Genomic DNA, 16,221 nt, shown 5'->3' with positions numbered 1-16,221 from the left:
AATGGGGGAATTCGCTTTTCCGTTCCCGGGCCGCGAATGGAGTGCCCGGTAGAACGGCACATTCGCGCCTTTCCCCGGGGCGAAAACATCCCCTCCTGCCCTGAGAAGGGGGAATGGTCCGGCCGTTTCCCGGTGACCGCGCCGGTGGCGCCCCCTAGGCTTCGGTCCGAGTCCGGACCGTCCGCACGGTTCTCGGCCGTCCACGGGGTTTCTCAGCCCGCCACAGGGTTCAGCCGTCCACAGGGGAGTCCATATGCAGCCGCTGGAAGCGGGCGAACCGCACACCATCGGTGCCTACCGGCTGCTCGGCAGGCTCGGTGCGGGCGGTATGGGCCGGGTCTATCTGGGGCGCAGCGTCGGCGGCCGCACGGTGGCGGTCAAGGTCGTCCACCCGCACTTCGCCCTGGACGAGCAGTTCCGCGCCCGGTTCCGGCGCGAGGTGGAGTCCGCGCGGCGGATCGGCGCGCAGTGGACGGCCCCGGTCCTGGACGCCGACCCGGACGCCCCGGTGCCGTGGGTGGCCACGGGGTACGTCGCCGGGCCGCCGCTCTCCCAGGCGATCACCGAACACGGCCCGCTGCCCGAGCACGCGGTCCGCACCCTGGGCGCCGGGCTGGCCGAGGCCCTTCACGTCGTCCACGGCCAGGGCATCGTCCACCGCGATGTGAAGCCCTCCAACGTGCTGCTCGCCCTGGACGGCCCCCGCCTCATCGACTTCGGCATCGCCCGGGCCCTCGGCGCGACCGTCTCGCTCACCTCCACCGGGGTCTCCGTCGGCTCACCCGGCTACATGGCGCCCGAGCAGATCCGCGGCCGGGACGTGTCGGGGGCGGCGGACGTCTTCTCGCTGGGCGCGGTGCTGGCGTACGCGGCGACCGGCGAGGCCCCCTTCTCCGGCGACTCCTCCGCCGTACTCCTCTACAAGGTGGTGCACGAGGAGCCCGAACTGGGCGACCTGGAGGGCGAGCTGCGCGAGGTGGTCGCGGGATGCCTGTCCAAGGACCCGGACGCGCGGCCCGCCCCGGCCGACCTCGCCCGCACACTCGCTCCGGACGGGGCGGCGGCGATGGTGGCGGCGGGGTGGCTGCCGGGGCGGCTGGTGGGCGAGGTCAGCCGGTCGGCGGTGGCCCTGCTGGACCTGGAACCGCAGGACGCGCCGGTGGGCTCGGGCCCGGTGCCGTTCAGCAGCGCGTCGCTGGGGGCGGGGTCCGGGGGGCCCGGGGCGCACGAAGACCCGGGCCGCGATGCGCGTACGGGCTCCGATTCCCGTACGGGCTCCGGCTCCGGCACCGATTCCCGTACGGGTACGGGCTCCGGCCCCCGTACCGGCCCCGAAGCCTCCACCGGTCCCGAAGCAGGCCTCCTCGGGGTCTTCGGCCCGCCCCTCGTCCACGTACCGGACACTCCGCCCCCACCCCCACCCCCGCCCACCACACCTCCGGCAACCGGATTCCCTGGGCAGCGGGCCCACGACCCCCGGTTCTCCGTCACCGTCAGCGCCGACTCGCAGACGGGCACGAGCACGGGCGCAGGCACAGGCGCGGGCGCGAGCGCGGGTGCGCGCCGGAGCCGCCGGGTGAGCTGCACCGTCGCGCTGGCCGTGGCGGGCTCGTTCGCGGTCGTCGCCCTGGGCTCGGGCCTGCTCGACGGCCTCTTCCCGGGCGGCGACGCGGACCGGCACAAGGGGGACGACATCGCCGCCACACCCCCGTCCGCCTCCAAGGAGCCGACCCCCGCAGCCTCCGAAGACCCCTCCGACGCTTCCGACCCTTCCTCCGATCCCTCCGGAAGTCCCTCCGACGCCGACGGGGCCCCGGTGAGCGCGGTACCGAAGGCGTTCGTCGGCACCTGGGAGGGTCCGCTGACGGAGAAGACGAACGGCGGGCCGCACGGCACCCTCACCGCGGTGTTCACCGAGGGGAGGAAGGGCACCCAGGTCGTCAGGATGTCCAACACCATCTCCCAGCTCGGTCTCACCGTCACCTGCAACAGCGTCGGCACCCTCACCTCCGGCACCGCGAAGGAGCTCAAGGTCCGCGAGCGCACCGATCCGGACCGCCCGAGCACCCCGGGTTTCTGCACCACCACCGAAGCCGACCTGGTCTTCCGCCTCACCGACGAGAGGACGCTGGCCTATCGCTCCGAGGAGCGCGGCGCGGGCCTCCCGTACGGGAACCTCACCCGGTCCGGCGGCTGACGGCGTACGGGGCTGGCGTACGCTGGATCGGTCCGAGGATCCTCAAAAAACCGCCGAAAGGTGACAGCCCGGTGACCGAGAAGGCCGACCTTCAGCCCGTCCTCGACCGAGCCGCCGAGGGCGGTCGGATCACCCCGGAGGAGGCGCTCGACCTTTACCGTTCGGCGCCGCTGCACGCGCTGGGGTCAGCCGCCGACGCCGTACGCCGTCGCCGTTACGCCGGTACGGAGCACATCGCGACGTACATCATCGAGCGGAACATCAACTACACCAACGTGTGTGTCACGGCCTGCAAGTTCTGCGCCTTCTACGCGCCCCCCAAGGACAAGGCCAAGGGCTGGACCCGGAACATCGAGGACATCCTGCGCCGCTGCGCGGAGACCGTCGAGCTGGGCGGCACCCAGATCATGTTCCAGGGCGGCCACCACCCGGACTTCGGCGTCGAGTACTACGAGGAGCACTTCTCCGCGATCAAGAAGGCGTACCCGCAGCTGGTCATCCACTCCCTCGGCGCTTCCGAGATCGAGCACATGGCCCGGATCTCCAAGGTGTCCGCAGAGGAGGCCATCGCCCGTATCCACGCGGCCGGTCTCGACTCCTTCGCGGGCGCGGGCGCCGAGCTGCTGCCCGCCCGGCCGCGCACCGCCATCGCCCCGCTCAAGGAGTCCGGCGAACGGTGGCTGGAGATCATGGAGATCGCGCACGGTCTCGGTGTCGAGTCCACCTCCACCATGCTGATGGGGACCGGCGAGACCAACGCCGAGCGCATCGAGCACCTGCGGATGATCCGGGACGTCCAGGACCGTACGGGCGGCTTCCGCGCCTTCATCCCGTACACCTACCAGCCGGAGAACAACAAGCTGAAGGGCCGCACGCAGGCCACGCTCTTCGAGTACCTGCGGATGATCGCCATCGCCCGGCTCTTCCTCGACAACGTGGCCCACATCCAGGGCTCCTGGCTGACCACCGGCAAGGAGGTCGGCCAGCTCTCCCTGCACTACGGGGCCGACGACCTCGGCTCGATCATGCTGGAGGAGAACGTCGTCTCCTCGGCCGGTGCCAAGCACCGCTCCAACCGGCTGGAGATCATCGACCTGATCCGCAAGGCGGACCGGGTCCCGGCCCAGCGCGCCACCACGTACGAGCACCTCGTCGTGCACGACGACCCGGCGAACGACCCGGTCGACGAGCGGGTGGTCTCGCACATCTCCTCGACCGCGATCGAGGGCGGCACGGCCCACCCGGAGCTGAAGCTCCTCAACGCCAACTAGCCCTCCTGTGCTGACGATTCACGCCGCGCCACTGGTCCTTCCGGTCGGCGCGGCGGCAGTTGGGGAAGGCGCCGACGGCAGGGGCGACGGCGGTCGCGGTGGTGCTGTGGCCGTGGACGGCGACCGGATCGTCGCCATCGGCCCGTACGAGGAGGTCGCCGCCGCGCACCCGTCCGCCCGGGTCCGTCGCTGGCCCGGCCTCCTCGCCCCCGGCCTCCGCCAGGACCGGGCCCGGGAGCTGCTCACCCGCTGCTACCACCCGGACCCGCGCGAGGCCGAGGAACTGGGCGAACTGCCGCTCCGGGGCGAGGAGTTCGACCGGATCGCGGCGACGATGGACCCGGCCCGGCGGGCGGGCAGCGTACGGCGGGGGCTCCAGCGGATGCTGCGGCACGGCACCACCCATGTGGTGGGCCCGTTCGACGCGGACGACGACCCCGCGCTGCGAACGGCCATCGCCCGGTCGGGCCTGGTCCAACTCCCGCCGGATCCCAGCCGTTCGAGGCCGACCGAGATGTCACCCCCGCATCCGCATCCGTCCTCGCCCCCGTCTCCGGATCCGTCCCCGTCCCCGCATCCGCAGGGGCCCGGCCGCCCGGCGGACCTGGACCCCTTCGCGGCGGGCGGCGACCTCGCCTCCACCGCCCACGGCCCGCTGACCGTGGGCGGCCGCGCGGACTTCGCCGCCTTCGACGTGCCCGACGAGGCGGCGCTGCGCACGGGCGGGGCGATCCACTGCGTGGCGACGGTACTCGCGGGGCGGCTCGTCCACCGCGCCCGCTGAGACCGGAGCCGACTCCGTACGGTCCCCGGGGGTTTACGGGTTACGGCACCTTCGGGCCACCCAGATAGCGGCCCTTGGCGTCGTACGGCCAGGCGTTGGCGACGCATCCCTTCAGGCCGTTGATCTGCTGCATCATCGCGGGGGCGGGGCGGCCCTTGCCCGGGCAGGTCTCGTGGCCGCGGCCCAGCCAGTGGCCGACCTCGTGGTTGATGATCAGGGCCCGGTACTCGGCCACGGGCCCGTCGAACTGCGGTGAACCCAGCTGCCAGCGCTTCAGGTTGACCATGACCTGCTCGCCGCCCCGGCAGTTGACCTCGCCCCGGGTGTTCAGGCCGTAGGCGCCGCAGAGCCGGTCCGTGGTCGCGGGGGTGGCTATCTTGACCACCAACCCGGCCGACTTGTCGGTGACTTGGCGGAACGAGCGCTCGCCGCCGTGGCTCCAGCCGCGCGGGTGGGCCAGGATCGTGGCGATCTCCTCGGCGGCCCGGTCGGGGTCGACGCCGATGCCGTCCTCCACCTCGACCCGGTAGGGCTCGCCCTTGCCGGACTTCGTGACGCCCGCGCGGGCGACGGTGAACGTGCCGGGGCCGGAGGCCGGTACGTCGGCGGCCCGGGGCGGCCGGTCCTTGTCGGCCGGTGGAGTGGGAGTGGGGGAGGCCGGCGCGGGGGTGGGAGGTGCGGTCGGCGGGGGCGAGGCGATCGGGGTCTCGGCGTTGTCGGCCCCGGACCCGGTGGCGGGTCCCGCGTCGGCGGTGACGGACGGGCCCCCGTTCTGCCAGGGGCGGCCGATGAGGCCCGCCACCAGCGCCACGGCCGCCAGGGCGAGCACGGCGAACCCTGCCGTCCGGCGCCGGTTCCGGCGTCTTCGCCGCTCGCGGGAACGGGAACGGGAACGGGAGCGGCCTTCCGGGCGGCCCCTCGGCGCGCGTCCCGGACCGCCTGCCGCTCCCGCACGCTCCCCCGGGAGGGCGCGCAGCCGGAACGTCTCGGCGTCGCGGGCGGGTTCGTCGCGCGGCAGCGTGCCCAGGCCGCGGCGGCCCGTCAAGACGTCGCCCCGGGGTCCGGTGACGGGGCGAACGGCTCGGCGGCGGACCGCGCCGGGCCGAGCCCGCCCGGTGGCGCCCCTGAGGGGGTGGCCGAGGAGGTGGCCGGAGGGGTCGCCGGGGGCGTGGCCGGAGGTGTGGCCGGAGGCGTGGACCAGAGCGGGGTGGTGGGCGTCGGCGTGGGCGGGGAGGAAGGTATCGGCATGCCGGTTACGGGCTCCGTCGGGTCGGGGGAGGGGTCCGGCGCGGGCCGGGTGGGGGAGGGTTCCGGCGTGGGCCGGGTGAGCGAGGGGTCCGGTACGGGCCGGGTCAGGGAGGGGCGGGGAGCGGGGGCGGCGGGTTCGGTGTCGGGGGTCGGCCGCACCAAGGGTCCCAGCAGGGCGATCCCCAGCGTCACGGAGGTCACCGCGACGAAGGCGCCCGCCACCGCGAACCCCCGGCTCCTGGCCCGTCGCCGCTGCCCCTCCCGTACGGCGTCGGGCACCAGATCGGGCAGCGGGGGCAGGGCGTCGGCGGTGCGGGTGAGAGCGTCCCGGAACAGCTCCTCCCGGAACAGCTCCTCCCGGAACGGCTCCTCCCGGAACGGCTCCTCCTCGGGCGAATGCGGCTGTGGTGGTGGCTTCATGACCGGCCCTCAGCTTCCGGTGGAGTAGAGCTGGACATCGCCCATGCGGGCGCGCAGCCGGACGAGCGAACGTGAACACTGGCTCTTCACCGTGGACTCGCTGCACCGCAGCAGCGAGGCGACCCTCTCCACGCTCAGGTCGTCCCAGTAGCGCAGGACGACCATCGCCCGGGCCCGGGGAGGGAGTTCGTCGAGCAGGCCGAGCAGCGTGACGCGGAGATCGGTGTGGGCGGCCGGATCGGCCTGTGGGCGGGGGGCGTTGGAACGGTGTGCTAGCAAGTCCCGTACGGAACGCCGCCGTTCGGCCACATACGTACGGACCAGGACGGTCTTGGCGTAGGCGTCGAGATTGTCCGCCCGGCTCGCCCGGCGCCAGTGCTGGAACAGCTTGGCGAGGGTCGTCTGCGTCAAGTCCTTGGCGCCTTCCACGTTCCCGCAGAGCAGGTAGGCCGTCCGGTACAGCCGCCGCTGCCCCTCCCGCGCGTACGCCTCGAACGCGGCGCTGTCACCGTCCGCCCCACCGGGCCCCGCTCCACCGGGCTCCGCCCCTGCCGGCATCCGCCCTCCCTCTCCTCGCGTCTCCGTGCACCCCCCTGCCGGCCGCCCGGGGCGGCCTTCACCCGTTACAGAGTCCGCGGGTGCCGAAAAGGTTGAAGGCGAACGGCGATCAGTTCGAGAGACCGGCCAGCGGGATGGAACGTCTCATTCCGTGGTACGAATCTGGTGCCTCGTCGAGCGCCTGTGCTAGAACAACTGCCGTGACAGCCGATCGTTTTCTGGTGGAGTGCCTCCACATCGATCTCTGCCGCGTTTCCAGCGCTTCCTGTTGTTGAAGCCCTGCGCGCGGCATCCTCAGTGATGCCCTGACACGTCGACACGCTGACGTTCCGGCGCTGTCCGCCTTGTTCACGCGTACGCCTGCCGCCTGCCGCCCGACTCTTCGGCGGGCCTCTCTCTCCGTCTCCCCGCGGTAGCTCGCGCCCGGCTCGACCGTGCGTCCGACGGTCTGCCCCGCTCTGCCCTGCCCTGTCCCCGGAGCCCTCCATGACCACGCCCCCTTCCGTGCGGGAACGGGCCGCCGACGTGCCCGCGTCCGGCGGCCACCCACCGGCCGAGCGCCCTGCGTCCGGGCGGCGGCCGGAGCGCGGTGCGCGCCTGCGCCGCATCGGGCTCCGCCTCATCGCCCTCGCCGCCCTCCTCGCGCTCTGGCAGCTGGTGATCGTCCTCCAGCTCTGGTCGCCGGTCCTGGTCCCGTCGCCCGCCGCCGTGTGGGAGGCGCTGCTGAAGACCTCCGGTACGCACGACGGGGTGCGCGGCTACCAGGGCCACACCCTGATAGAGCACCTCGGCATCAGCCTGCGCCGCATCTTCATCGGGGCCGGGGCGGGTGTTGTCGCGGGGCTGGTCGTCGGTGTCCTGATGGGGACGCTGCCGTGGGTACGGGTGGTGCTGGAGCCCGCCGTGGCGTTCCTGCGCACCCTGCCGCCGCTCGCCTACTTCAGCCTGCTGATCATCTGGTTCGGCATCGACGAGGCGCCCAAGCTCTGGCTGCTCGCCATCGCCGCGATGCCGCCGGTCGCCGTGGCCACCGCCTCCGCCGTCGCCTCCGCGCCGACCGCCCTGGTCGAGGCGGCCCGGGCGATCGGGGCCAGGCGCGGGCAGGTCGTGACGTCGGTCGTGCTGCCGTCCGCGCTGCCCGAGATCCTGGTCGGGGTCCGCCTCGCCTTCGGCATCGCGTACTCCTCGGTGGTCGCCGCCGAGACGGTCAACGGCCTGCCGGGCATCGGCGGCCTGATCCGCGACGCCCAGCGCTACAACCAGTCGGACACCGTCATCCTCGGCCTCTTCGCCATCGGCATCTCCGGCCTGCTCATCGACGCCGGGCTGCGCGTGCTGTCGGACCGGCTCGCCCCGTGGCGACGCCACGCGTAAACACCCAGCCCTCTCCTCCCTCATACCCCCCTCCCCTCCCCTCCCCTCCAGTACGAAGGACACGCACATGGCCGGAACACGCGGTTGGCTCCGCCTCTCCTCGATCGCCGCAGCACTCGGAGCCCTGGTGGCGGTGACGGCCTGCGGCGGGGGCGGGTCCGCCGACGGGGGCAAGGGCGGCGGCGACAAGACGATACGCATCGCCTACCAGGCCTTTCCCAGCGGCGACCTGATCGTCAAGGAGAAGGGCTGGCTGGAGAAGGCGCTCCCCGACTACACGGTCAAATGGACCAAGTTCGACTCGGGCGCCAGCATCAACACCGCCTTCGTGGCCGGTTCGGTGGACCTCGCGGCCATCGGCTCCAGCCCGGTCGCCCGGGGTCTCTCCGAGCCGCTGAACATCCCGTACCAGGTCACCTGGGTGCTCGACGTGGCCGGGGAGAACGAGGCGCTGGTCGCGCGTAACGGCTCCAAGATCTCCTCCGTCAAGGACCTGGCCGGCAAGAAGGTCGCGACGCCGTTCAGCTCCACCTCGCACTACAGCTTGCTCGCGGCCCTCGACCAGGCCGGGGTCGACGCCTCGAAGGTCCAGCTCCTCGACCTGGAGCCGCAGGACATCCTGGCCGCCTGGACGCGCGGCGACATCGACGCCACGTACGTCTGGCTGCCCACCTTGGAGGAGCTGAAGAAGACCGGCAAGGTGCTCGTCTCCAGCCGCGAACTCGCCGCCGCGGGCAAGCCCACCCTCGACCTCGGGGTCGCCTCCACCAGCTTCATCGAGGCCCACCCCGACGTGCTGCCCGCCTGGCGCAAGGCCCAGGCCCAGGCGCTCGACCTGATCCACGACGACCCGGACGCGGCCTCCACCGCCGTGGGCAAGCAGCTCGGGATCAGCCCGGCCGAGGCGGGGGCCCAGATCAAGCAGGGCATCTTCCTCAAGCCGGCCGAACAGGCCGACGCGAAGTGGCTCGGCACCCCCGGCAAGGTCGGCGGCCTGGCCGACAACCTGCACAGCGCGGCGCAGTTCCTGGTCGACCAGAAGCAGATCGACTCGGCGCCCGACCTGGAGAAGCTGCGGAAGTCCATCTACGTGGAAGGGCTGACCGATGCCGTCTCTCCCTGAAACGGATACGGACACGGAGAAGGCTCCCGTCCCCGCGCAACGTAAAACTGAGGCCGTCGTCTCCGTACGCGAGGTCGAGCACACCTACGGCGGCCGGGGCCGGGGCACGGAGGCGGTGACCGCCCTCGGGCCGGTCTCGCTGGAGATCCCGGCGGGGGAGTTCCTGGTGCTCGTCGGCCCCTCCGGCTGCGGCAAGAGCACCCTGCTCCGCCTCATCGCGGGGTTCGAGCGGGCGTCCTCGGGCGAGGTCGAGGTGTTCGGCGAGCGCCCCGAGCCCGGCAACCAGGCGGGCATCGTCTTCCAGCAGCCCCGCCTCTTCCCGTGGCGTACGGTCGGCGACAATGTCGGCCTGGCGCTGAGGTACGCGGGCGTCCCCCGGGCCGAACGGCGCGAGCGCACCGCCGAGTTGCTGGAGCGCGTCGGCCTCGCGGACACCGCGGGCCGCCGCATCTGGCAGATCTCGGGCGGCCAGCAGCAGCGGGTGGCCATCGCCCGCGCGCTGGCGGGCGGGAAGCGGCTGCTGCTGCTCGACGAACCGTTCGCCGCGCTCGACGCGCTGACCCGGGAGCGGCTCCAGGAGGACCTGCGCACGGTCTCCGCCGAGACCGGGACCACGTCGGTCTTCGTCACCCACAGCGTGGACGAGGCGGTCTTCCTCGGCACCCGCACGGTCGTGCTCAGCGCCCGGCCGGGGCAGGTCGCCCTGGACATCCCGATCGGCCTGCCGCGCTCCGGCACCGGCCCCGACGAGCTGCGCGGGCTGCCGGAGTACGCCGCGCTGCGCGCCGAGATCGGTACGGCGGTACGCGACGCGGCCCGCTGAGCCACCCCCGTACGACCGAGAAGCGAGGAGAACCATGACCCTCACGACCACCCCTGCGCTGCGCGACCACCGCATCCCCGCCGACGGCCTGTACGAGGGCCCGCGCGTCCTGCGCCGGGTCCCGGAGGGGTGGACGGACCGGCCGTACGAGCTCTTCGAGCTGGTCCCGCTCGGCCGGGTGATCGGCGCCGAGATCCACGGCGTCGACCTGACCCGCCCCCTGGAGACGGCCGTGCGCGCCGAGCTGGACCGGGCGCTGCTGGAGTGGAAGGTGCTGTTCTTCCGGGAGCAGCACCTCACCTCGCACCAGCAGCGGGCCTTCGCCGGGCACTGGGGCGAGCTGGAGACCAACCCGCTGCTCGCGACCGGGGACGACCCGGAGGTGGCCCGCCTCGACCGCACCACCGTCCCCACCTTCGAGAACGTCTGGCACGCGGACGTCACCTTCCGCGAGCGCCCGGCGCTCGGCGCGGTCCTCCAGCTGCGGGAGGTGCCCCCGGTGGGCGGGGACACGCTGTGGGCGGACATGGCGGCGGCGTACGACAATCTCCCCCGGGAGGTGAAGGAGCGCATCGCGGGGGCGCGGGCGGTGCACGACTTCATCCCCGGGTTCTCGCGCTTCTTCCCGCCGGAGCGGCTGGCCCCGCACCAGGAGCGGTTCCCGCCGGTCGAGCATCCGGTGGTGCGGCGCCATCCGGTCACGGGCCGCCGGACGATCTTCGTCAACGCCTCGTTCACGACGCACATCGTCGGGTTCGAGCGGGAGGAGAGCGACCGGCTGCTGAGGCTGCTGTTCCAGCAGGCGCACGCGCCGGAGTTCCAGGTGCGGTACGGCTGGCGGGCGGGCGATGTCGCGTTCTGGGACAACCGGGCCACCCAGCACTACGCGGTCAACGACTACGCCCCGCACCGCCGGGTCGCGGAGCGGGTGGCGATCGCGGGGGACCGCCCCCACTGACGTACGGGGGCGGGCTGCTTGAATGGAAGGGTGACCCGAGCCTCCCTGGACAAGCAGCCGCACGAAGTCGCCTCGATGTTCGACGGTGTGGCGGCCAACTACGACCTGACCAACGACGTGATCTCGCTGGGCCAGGCCCGGCTGTGGCGCAAGGCGGTCGCGGCGGCGGTCGACGCCCGCCCCGCGCAGAAGATCCTCGACCTGGCGGCGGGCACCGCGACCTCCTCGCAGCCGTTCGCGCGGGCCGGCGCTTACGTCGTCCCGTGCGACTTCTCGCTCGGCATGCTGGAGGTGGGCAAGCGCCGCCACCCGTGGATGCCGTTCACGGCGGGCGACGGGATGCGGCTGCCGTTCAAGGACGAGGTGTTCGACACCGTCACGATCTCCTTCGGGCTGCGCAACATCCAGGACACCGAGACGGCGCTGCGCGAGCTGTACCGGGTGACGAAGCCGGGCGGCCGGGTCGTGATCTGCGAGTTCTCGCAGCCGACGTGGGCCCCGTTCCGCACGGTGTACACGGAGTACCTGATGCGCGCGCTTCCGCCCACGGCCCGTACGGTGTCCTCCAACCCGGACGCGTACGTCTATCTCGCCGAGTCGATCCGCGCCTGGCCCGACCAGCCCGGCCTCGCCGCACTCCTTCAGAAGGCGGGCTGGTCGAAGGTGGCGTGGCGCAACCTCACCGGCGGCGTGGTGGCCCTGCACCGGGCCACCCGCGCCTGAGGTTCCACAGTGCCCCGGCTCGGGCGGCTCCGCACCGGGCCACCCGCGCCTGGATCCCCGTAGAACGATGGCTCAGAGCTCCAGCCGGAAGCAGTACGCCTCCACCCCGCTGCTGGTGGTGAACGTCTCCGCCTGCCGCATCCCGAGCCGTTCCGCCACCGCGATCGACCGGACGTTGCGGGCGTTCACCATCGCGACGACGTCCGGCACCCCCGCCGCCCGCAGCCGCTCCAGCGTGGCGCGGGCGGCGGCGGTGGCGTACCCCCGGCCCCAGGCCGCGCGAGCCAGCCGCCAGCCGATCTCGATCGCGCCGACCGGACCGAAGTGCGTGTGCGGCCACGGCTGCGCGCCCGTGAAGCCGAGCACGGTGCCGTCCTCGTCGGTGAGGGTCCACAGGCAGTACCCGAGCTCCGCGTCATGCCGCCGCTGACGCGCGGTGAGCTCCTCGTAGACGGAGAACTCCGCGCTCCGGCCGCCGTGGAACTCCATCACCTCGGGGTCGTCGAAGACCCGGTGCCAGATCAGGGCGTCCTCGTCGGTCGGTACGCGCAGGCGTACGGCGGGGGCGGGAGCGGTGGGCGGCGGAACAGGTGCTATCGACATGAGGGAGCCCTTCGGAGGGTTGTTCTGCAGGCCCCCATAGACTGCACGGGACATGTGCCGCGCGGCACGCGAATTCGAGTCTTCGGGAGATCCGACCGTGACCGAGCCCCTCTCCGAGCACAGCGCGGACGTGATCGTCGTCGGAGCGGGCCCAGCCGGCTCCACGACCGCGTACTACCTCGCCAAGGCCGGACTCGACGTCCTGCTGCTGGAAAAGACGGCCTTCCCCCGGGAGAAGGTCTGCGGCGACGGCCTCACGCCCCGCGCCACGAAACAGCTCGTCGCCATGGGGATCGACATCTCCGAGGAGGCGGGCTGGCTGCGCAACAAGGGGCTGCGCATCATCGGCGGCGGTGTCCGGCTCCAGTTGGACTGGCCGGATCTCGCCTCCTACCCGGACTACGGACTGGTCCGTAAACGCGACGACTTCGACGAGCAGCTCGCCCGGCAGGCGCAGAAGGCCGGTGCCCGGCTGTACGAGCGCTGCAACGTCGGCGCCCCCATCCGGGACGACCGCACCGGCCGCATCACCGGGGTGGAGGCGAAGATCGGCGAGGAGAAGACCCCGGTCACCTTCCACGCCCCGCTCGTGGTCGCCGCCGACGGCAACTCCACCCGGCTCTCCCTCGCGATGGGCCTGCACCGCCGCGAGGACCGCCCGATGGGCGTCGCCGTCCGTACGTACTTCACCTCGCCCCGCCACGACGACGACTACCTGGAGTCCTGGCTGGAGCTCTGGGACAAGCGCGGCGCCCAGGACCGGCTGCTGCCCGGCTACGGCTGGATCTTCGGCATGGGCGACGGCACCTCCAACGTGGGCCTCGGCATCCTCAACTCCTCCTCCGCCTTCAAGGAGCTGGACTGGCGCGAGGTCCTCAAGGCCTGGTGCGCCTCGATGCCGGAGGAGTGGGGCTACACCCCGGAGAACATGACGATCCCGATCCGGGGCGCCGCCCTCCCCATGGCCTTCAACCGCCAGCCGCACTACACCAAGGGCCTCCTGCTCGTCGGCGACGCGGGCGGCATGGTCAACCCGTTCAACGGCGAGGGCATCGCGTACGCCATGGAGTCGGGCCAGATCGCCGCCGACGTCATCGTCCAGGCCCACGCCCGCGCCACCCCCGCCCAGCGCGAACTGGCCCTGAACAACTACCCGAAGGTGCTCAAGGAGACCTACGGCGGCTACTACACGATGGGCCGCGCCTTCGTGAAGCTGATCGGCAACCCGAAGGTCATGAAGGTCGCCACCGAGCGCGGCCTGACGCACCCGCTGCTGATGAAGTTCACGCTGAAGATGCTGGCCAACCTGACCGACCCGCAGGGCGGCGACGCGATGGACCGCATCATCAACGGGCTGTCGAAGGTGGCTCCGAAGGCCTGAGGCCCGCCGGATGTCCGTCCTCCTCCGCCCCTTCACCCCCGCCGACCTCCCGGCGGTCCTGGCCCTGATCGACGAGGACCGCCTCCCCGGCCAGCCGCGCGCCACGCCGGAGCTGTTCGCGGAGGCGTCGAGGGGGAGTACGGAGGCGGACGGCCACTGGTGGGGCGCGTACGGGGCGCCGGAGGTCCAGGTGGCGGTCGGCTCCGGCGGCGGGATCGTCGGAGCGGTCGCCCGCGCGCGGCGTACGGAGGACGGGGCGGGCCTGATCCCGTGGCTGCACTGCCGGGAGGATCCGGTGGTCGCCGACGCGCTGCTGAGCCATGCCACGGCGGCTCTGTCGTCGGCGCCCGGGGGCCCGGGCCCGGTCGACGCGTTCCCGTTCGCCACCGCGCTCACCCAGGGCCTCGAAGGGCTGCCGATCGGCCATCGCCCCGTGACCCACGCCGCGTTGGAGCGTGCCGGGTACGCCGGGGAGCGTCTCTGGCGCTATATGCGCGCCGACCTGCCCCGCCCCGGTCTGCCCCGCGCCGAGGGCGTACGGGTCGGCCCCGCGCGGGACCGTGGGGCCTCGCGGCGGCTGGAGGTCGTACGGGACGGGCGGGCCGTGGCCGAGGCGGTGATCGGCCGCCCGGTGCAGGGCATCGGCGTCCTGTGGTGGATCGAGGTCGAGGAGGCGGCCCGGGGACGCGGCACCGGCCGCGCCCTGCTCGGCTCCGCGCTCGACGCGCTCGGCGGACTGGGCGCCACGCAGGCGGTCCTGTACGTGGACGACGACGAGCCCCCGGGCGGCGAGCGCGACCGGACGGCGGCCAACCGGCTGTACGAGTCGGCCGGGTTCGTGGAGGTCGACCACCTGTGGTCCTACGCCCTGGGGGGTTACGCCCCGCGGGATGCGGCCGCCGCCCAGGCCTGACGTCCTCGCCGTACACGTCATACGTATCAACGTGCGGCGGGCCCCTGGTCTGTGACCGCCCCCCGCGTGCGCTCGTCCTGCCGGGCGTCCTTCCGGGCCTCGTGGCGTGCGTAATGCCGGGCCACCCGGGCCCGGTTGCCACAGGACGGCTTGCACCACTCCTGGCGGCCGTGGCTCTTGATGAAGTACCGCACGCAGCGCGGCGCGTGGCAGGCCCGCAGCCGTTCGCGCTCCGGCCCGCCCAGGAAGTCCACCGCATCGCGTGCCAGGGCGGCGACCAGCCGTACGCCCGGATCGCCCTCGGCCGACAACAGCCGCGCCACGGGAGGCCCTTCGGCCGGCCAGTCCAGTTGCGGGACCACGGGCTCCCGGGCGGCGGCCGCGTTGAGGTGGGCCAGTGCCTCGGTGGCCGGCATCAGGCGGTGGGCGTCCGCCGGGCTGGGCGGGTCCGGGCTCACGACCCGCGCGAACAGGGCCCGGACGGCCCGCCGTACGCCGACGATGGCGTCCCTGAGCTCCGCGTCCACGACAAGGTCCCGGGTGGCGCACTTTCCGGCGGCCTGCTCCCCGGCGGCCTGCTCCCCGACAGTGAGCTCCCTGACAGCGAGCTCCCCGGCGACGACGGATTCCCCGGCGCCGAACTGCTCAGCATGCCGCTGGAGCCACCGTGCCGCCCCCCGGACCGTCTCCAGATCGTCGACGACGCCACCGTCCCCGTCGTGGCGGATGGTGCTCACCAGCTCCATGACGGGCCGCTGCTCCACCGATCGCCCCTTTCACCGCCCGCGGCTCTCGCCGCACCTGGCTCTCGCCGCACCCGGCCTCACCACCCCTGGCCATCCTCGACGCCCCCTTGAACTCTGTCCGCCCCCACTCTAGGTTCCTAATGGAAGAATGAAAATTAGCGTTAGACGATGGGGGATGGTCCGACATGTTGCTCGCCCAGATCAGCGATCTCCACCTGGACGGCAGTGAACGCGCCACGCACAGGGCGACCCGCGTCATGGAGTACCTGCGGGCCCTGCCCCGCCCCGTCGACGCGCTCCTGGTCACCGGAGACATCGCCGATCACGCGGCGGAGGCCGAGTACGAGGAGGCGGCCCGCGTCCTGGCCGCCCCCTTCCCCGTACTGGCCTGCCCCGGCAATCACGACGCCCGCCCGGCCTACCGCAAGGCCTTCCTCGGCGAGGCGCCCGAAGAGGGCCCCGTCAACCGGGTCCACCGGATCGCCGGAACCGTCATCCTGATGTGTGACTCCACCATCCCCGGCCGCGACGAGGGGCGCCTCGACGCGCAGACGCTCGCCTGGATCGACACCACGCTCACCGCGCTCCCGGACGGCGTCCCCGCGCTGATCGCCTTCCACCAGCCGCCCGTCGAGCTCCACCACCCGCTGCCCGACGCCGGGCGGCTGGAGGAGCCGGAGCGCCTGGCCGCCCTCCTCGACGCCCACCCGCAGGTCGTCGCCGTCCTCACCGGCCACGCCCACACGGCGGCCGCCTCGGCCTTCGCGGGCCGCCCCCTCATCGTCGGCCCCGCCGTCACCTGGACCCTGCGCATGCCCTGGGAGGGGGACCGCCCGGCCGACCGCGACCAGCCCCCGGGCCTCGCGTTCCACGTCCTGGGCGAGGACCGACGCCTGACGACACACTTCCGCGTCGTGCTCTGACGCCGTGCTCCGACAGGGCGCCGGACCCCGGGGGTTCCCGGGGCGCCGGACCCCGGGGCTTCCATGGCCCCCGCCCTCGACCCCGCCCCCGACCCCGACCCACCCACTCACCCACCCACCCACCCACCCACCAGCGCATAATCCCCGACCCCCCACGTGATCGTGTGCGATGATTT

The 16,221-nt window shown here is 73.0% G+C and carries 16 protein-coding genes; 11 read left to right on the top strand and 5 right to left on the bottom strand.

Annotated features, from left to right (window positions below; translation table 11 throughout):
* Nucleotides 1–253 precede the first annotated feature (253 nt).
* The 3 genes from ACFW9Z_RS08135 to ACFW9Z_RS08125 all read left to right on the top strand — a co-directional run bounded on the left by ACFW9Z_RS08135 (nucleotide 254) and on the right by ACFW9Z_RS08125 (nucleotide 4,252).
* Nucleotides 254–2,197, top strand: coding sequence for a serine/threonine-protein kinase (locus ACFW9Z_RS08135; RefSeq protein ID WP_384636117.1), 1,944 nt, complete (start codon nucleotides 254–256; stop codon nucleotides 2,195–2,197).
* Between the two features lie 71 nt (nucleotides 2,198–2,268).
* Nucleotides 2,269–3,468 (top strand): cyclic dehypoxanthinyl futalosine synthase, encoded by a 1,200-nt coding sequence (gene mqnC / locus ACFW9Z_RS08130; RefSeq protein ID WP_384636114.1) that lies wholly within the window; start codon nucleotides 2,269–2,271, stop codon nucleotides 3,466–3,468.
* Nucleotides 3,469–3,475: 7 nt separating this feature from the next.
* Nucleotides 3,476–4,252: a hypothetical protein gene (locus ACFW9Z_RS08125; RefSeq protein WP_384636112.1), complete on the top strand. Its 777-nt coding sequence runs from the start codon at nucleotides 3,476–3,478 to the stop codon at nucleotides 4,250–4,252.
* 40 nt (nucleotides 4,253–4,292) lie between these two features.
* On the opposite strand, the gene ACFW9Z_RS08120 is transcribed toward ACFW9Z_RS08125, so the two are convergent.
* From ACFW9Z_RS08120 to ACFW9Z_RS08110, 3 genes are read right to left on the bottom strand one after another with little or no spacing between them, the layout of a single operon-like run.
* Nucleotides 4,293–5,297, bottom strand: a complete 1,005-nt coding sequence (locus tag ACFW9Z_RS08120; RefSeq protein WP_384636109.1) for a DUF3152 domain-containing protein — start codon at nucleotides 5,295–5,297, stop codon at nucleotides 4,293–4,295.
* On the bottom strand, nucleotides 5,294–5,920 hold the full coding sequence (locus tag ACFW9Z_RS08115) for a hypothetical protein (protein WP_384636106.1): 627 nt from the start codon (nucleotides 5,918–5,920) through the stop codon (nucleotides 5,294–5,296). Before ACFW9Z_RS08115 ends, ACFW9Z_RS08120 begins: the two co-directional genes overlap by 4 nt.
* 9 nt (nucleotides 5,921–5,929) lie before the next feature.
* Nucleotides 5,930–6,478: a SigE family RNA polymerase sigma factor gene (locus tag ACFW9Z_RS08110; RefSeq protein WP_384636104.1), complete on the bottom strand. Its 549-nt coding sequence runs from the start codon at nucleotides 6,476–6,478 to the stop codon at nucleotides 5,930–5,932.
* A 486-nt stretch (nucleotides 6,479–6,964) separates the two neighbouring features.
* Here ACFW9Z_RS08110 and ACFW9Z_RS08105 point away from each other — a divergent pair, with 486 nt between their 5' ends.
* The 5 genes from ACFW9Z_RS08105 to ACFW9Z_RS08085 all read left to right on the top strand — a co-directional run bounded on the left by ACFW9Z_RS08105 (nucleotide 6,965) and on the right by ACFW9Z_RS08085 (nucleotide 11,479).
* Nucleotides 6,965–7,852: an ABC transporter permease gene (locus ACFW9Z_RS08105; protein ID WP_384636101.1), complete on the top strand. Its 888-nt coding sequence runs from the start codon at nucleotides 6,965–6,967 to the stop codon at nucleotides 7,850–7,852.
* A 67-nt stretch (nucleotides 7,853–7,919) separates the two neighbouring features.
* Nucleotides 7,920–8,975: an ABC transporter substrate-binding protein gene (locus tag ACFW9Z_RS08100; protein WP_384636098.1), complete on the top strand. Its 1,056-nt coding sequence runs from the start codon at nucleotides 7,920–7,922 to the stop codon at nucleotides 8,973–8,975.
* Nucleotides 8,959–9,798: an ABC transporter ATP-binding protein gene (locus tag ACFW9Z_RS08095; RefSeq protein ID WP_384636095.1), complete on the top strand. Its 840-nt coding sequence runs from the start codon at nucleotides 8,959–8,961 to the stop codon at nucleotides 9,796–9,798. The genes ACFW9Z_RS08100 and ACFW9Z_RS08095 overlap by 17 nt, the downstream gene beginning before the upstream one ends.
* A 34-nt stretch (nucleotides 9,799–9,832) precedes the next feature.
* Nucleotides 9,833–10,756, top strand: a complete 924-nt coding sequence (locus ACFW9Z_RS08090) for a TauD/TfdA dioxygenase family protein (protein WP_384636092.1) — start codon at nucleotides 9,833–9,835, stop codon at nucleotides 10,754–10,756.
* Between the two features lie 30 nt (nucleotides 10,757–10,786).
* The gene (locus ACFW9Z_RS08085) at nucleotides 10,787–11,479 is read left to right on the top strand and encodes a demethylmenaquinone methyltransferase (protein ID WP_384636089.1); all 693 of its coding nucleotides are present in this window, start codon (nucleotides 10,787–10,789) and stop codon (nucleotides 11,477–11,479) included.
* Between the two features lie 72 nt (nucleotides 11,480–11,551).
* Here the strand turns inward: ACFW9Z_RS08085 and ACFW9Z_RS08080 are convergent, their stop codons facing one another.
* Nucleotides 11,552–12,082, bottom strand: a complete 531-nt coding sequence (locus ACFW9Z_RS08080; RefSeq protein ID WP_384636086.1) for a GNAT family N-acetyltransferase — start codon at nucleotides 12,080–12,082, stop codon at nucleotides 11,552–11,554.
* A gap of 97 nt (nucleotides 12,083–12,179) precedes the next feature.
* Between ACFW9Z_RS08080 and ACFW9Z_RS08075 the strand changes: the two genes are divergently transcribed.
* Together ACFW9Z_RS08075 and ACFW9Z_RS08070 are read left to right on the top strand one after the other, a co-directional pair.
* Complete coding sequence (locus ACFW9Z_RS08075; RefSeq protein ID WP_384636083.1) at nucleotides 12,180–13,463, top strand: geranylgeranyl reductase family protein; 1,284 nt, start codon at nucleotides 12,180–12,182, stop codon at nucleotides 13,461–13,463.
* 10 nt (nucleotides 13,464–13,473) lie between these two features.
* Nucleotides 13,474–14,376, top strand: coding sequence for a GNAT family N-acetyltransferase (locus ACFW9Z_RS08070; RefSeq protein ID WP_384636080.1), 903 nt, complete (start codon nucleotides 13,474–13,476; stop codon nucleotides 14,374–14,376).
* Nucleotides 14,377–14,402: 26 nt separating this feature from the next.
* Here the strand turns inward: ACFW9Z_RS08070 and ACFW9Z_RS08065 are convergent, their stop codons facing one another.
* Nucleotides 14,403–15,122 (bottom strand): CGNR zinc finger domain-containing protein, encoded by a 720-nt coding sequence (locus ACFW9Z_RS08065; RefSeq protein WP_384636807.1) that lies wholly within the window; start codon nucleotides 15,120–15,122, stop codon nucleotides 14,403–14,405.
* Between the two features lie 185 nt (nucleotides 15,123–15,307).
* On the opposite strand from ACFW9Z_RS08065, the gene ACFW9Z_RS08060 reads away from it, so the two are divergent.
* Entirely contained in the window at nucleotides 15,308–16,045 is a 738-nt protein-coding gene (locus ACFW9Z_RS08060) for a metallophosphoesterase (RefSeq protein ID WP_384636077.1), read from the top strand.
* Nucleotides 16,046–16,221: the final 176 nt, after the last annotated feature.

Source organism: Streptomyces sp. NPDC059452 (assembly GCF_042750035.1).
Classification (GTDB): Bacteria; Actinomycetota; Actinomycetes; order Streptomycetales; family Streptomycetaceae; genus Streptomyces.
This window is presented reverse-complemented; position numbering and strand designations above follow the sequence as displayed.

Bases quoted from the DNA above. Each gene is read 5' to 3' on its own strand.
- ACFW9Z_RS08095 (WP_384636095.1), top strand. From the start codon at position 8,959: ATGCCGTCTCTCCCTGAAACGGATACGGACACGGAGAAGGCTCCCGTC.
- ACFW9Z_RS08090 (WP_384636092.1), top strand. From the start codon at position 9,833: ATGACCCTCACGACCACCCCTGCGCTGCGCGACCACCGCATCCCCGCC.
- ACFW9Z_RS08070 (WP_384636080.1), top strand. From the start codon at position 13,474: ATGTCCGTCCTCCTCCGCCCCTTCACCCCCGCCGACCTCCCGGCGGTC.
- ACFW9Z_RS08110 (WP_384636104.1), bottom strand. From the start codon at position 6,478: ATGCCGGCAGGGGCGGAGCCCGGTGGAGCGGGGCCCGGTGGGGCGGAC.
- ACFW9Z_RS08080 (WP_384636086.1), bottom strand. From the start codon at position 12,082: ATGTCGATAGCACCTGTTCCGCCGCCCACCGCTCCCGCCCCCGCCGTA.
- ACFW9Z_RS08100 (WP_384636098.1), top strand. From the start codon at position 7,920: ATGGCCGGAACACGCGGTTGGCTCCGCCTCTCCTCGATCGCCGCAGCA.
- ACFW9Z_RS08065 (WP_384636807.1), bottom strand. From the start codon at position 15,122: ATGGAGCTGGTGAGCACCATCCGCCACGACGGGGACGGTGGCGTCGTC.
- ACFW9Z_RS08115 (WP_384636106.1), bottom strand. From the start codon at position 5,920: ATGAAGCCACCACCACAGCCGCATTCGCCCGAGGAGGAGCCGTTCCGG.
- ACFW9Z_RS08105 (WP_384636101.1), top strand. From the start codon at position 6,965: ATGACCACGCCCCCTTCCGTGCGGGAACGGGCCGCCGACGTGCCCGCG.
- ACFW9Z_RS08060 (WP_384636077.1), top strand. From the start codon at position 15,308: ATGTTGCTCGCCCAGATCAGCGATCTCCACCTGGACGGCAGTGAACGC.
- ACFW9Z_RS08135 (WP_384636117.1), top strand. From the start codon at position 254: ATGCAGCCGCTGGAAGCGGGCGAACCGCACACCATCGGTGCCTACCGG.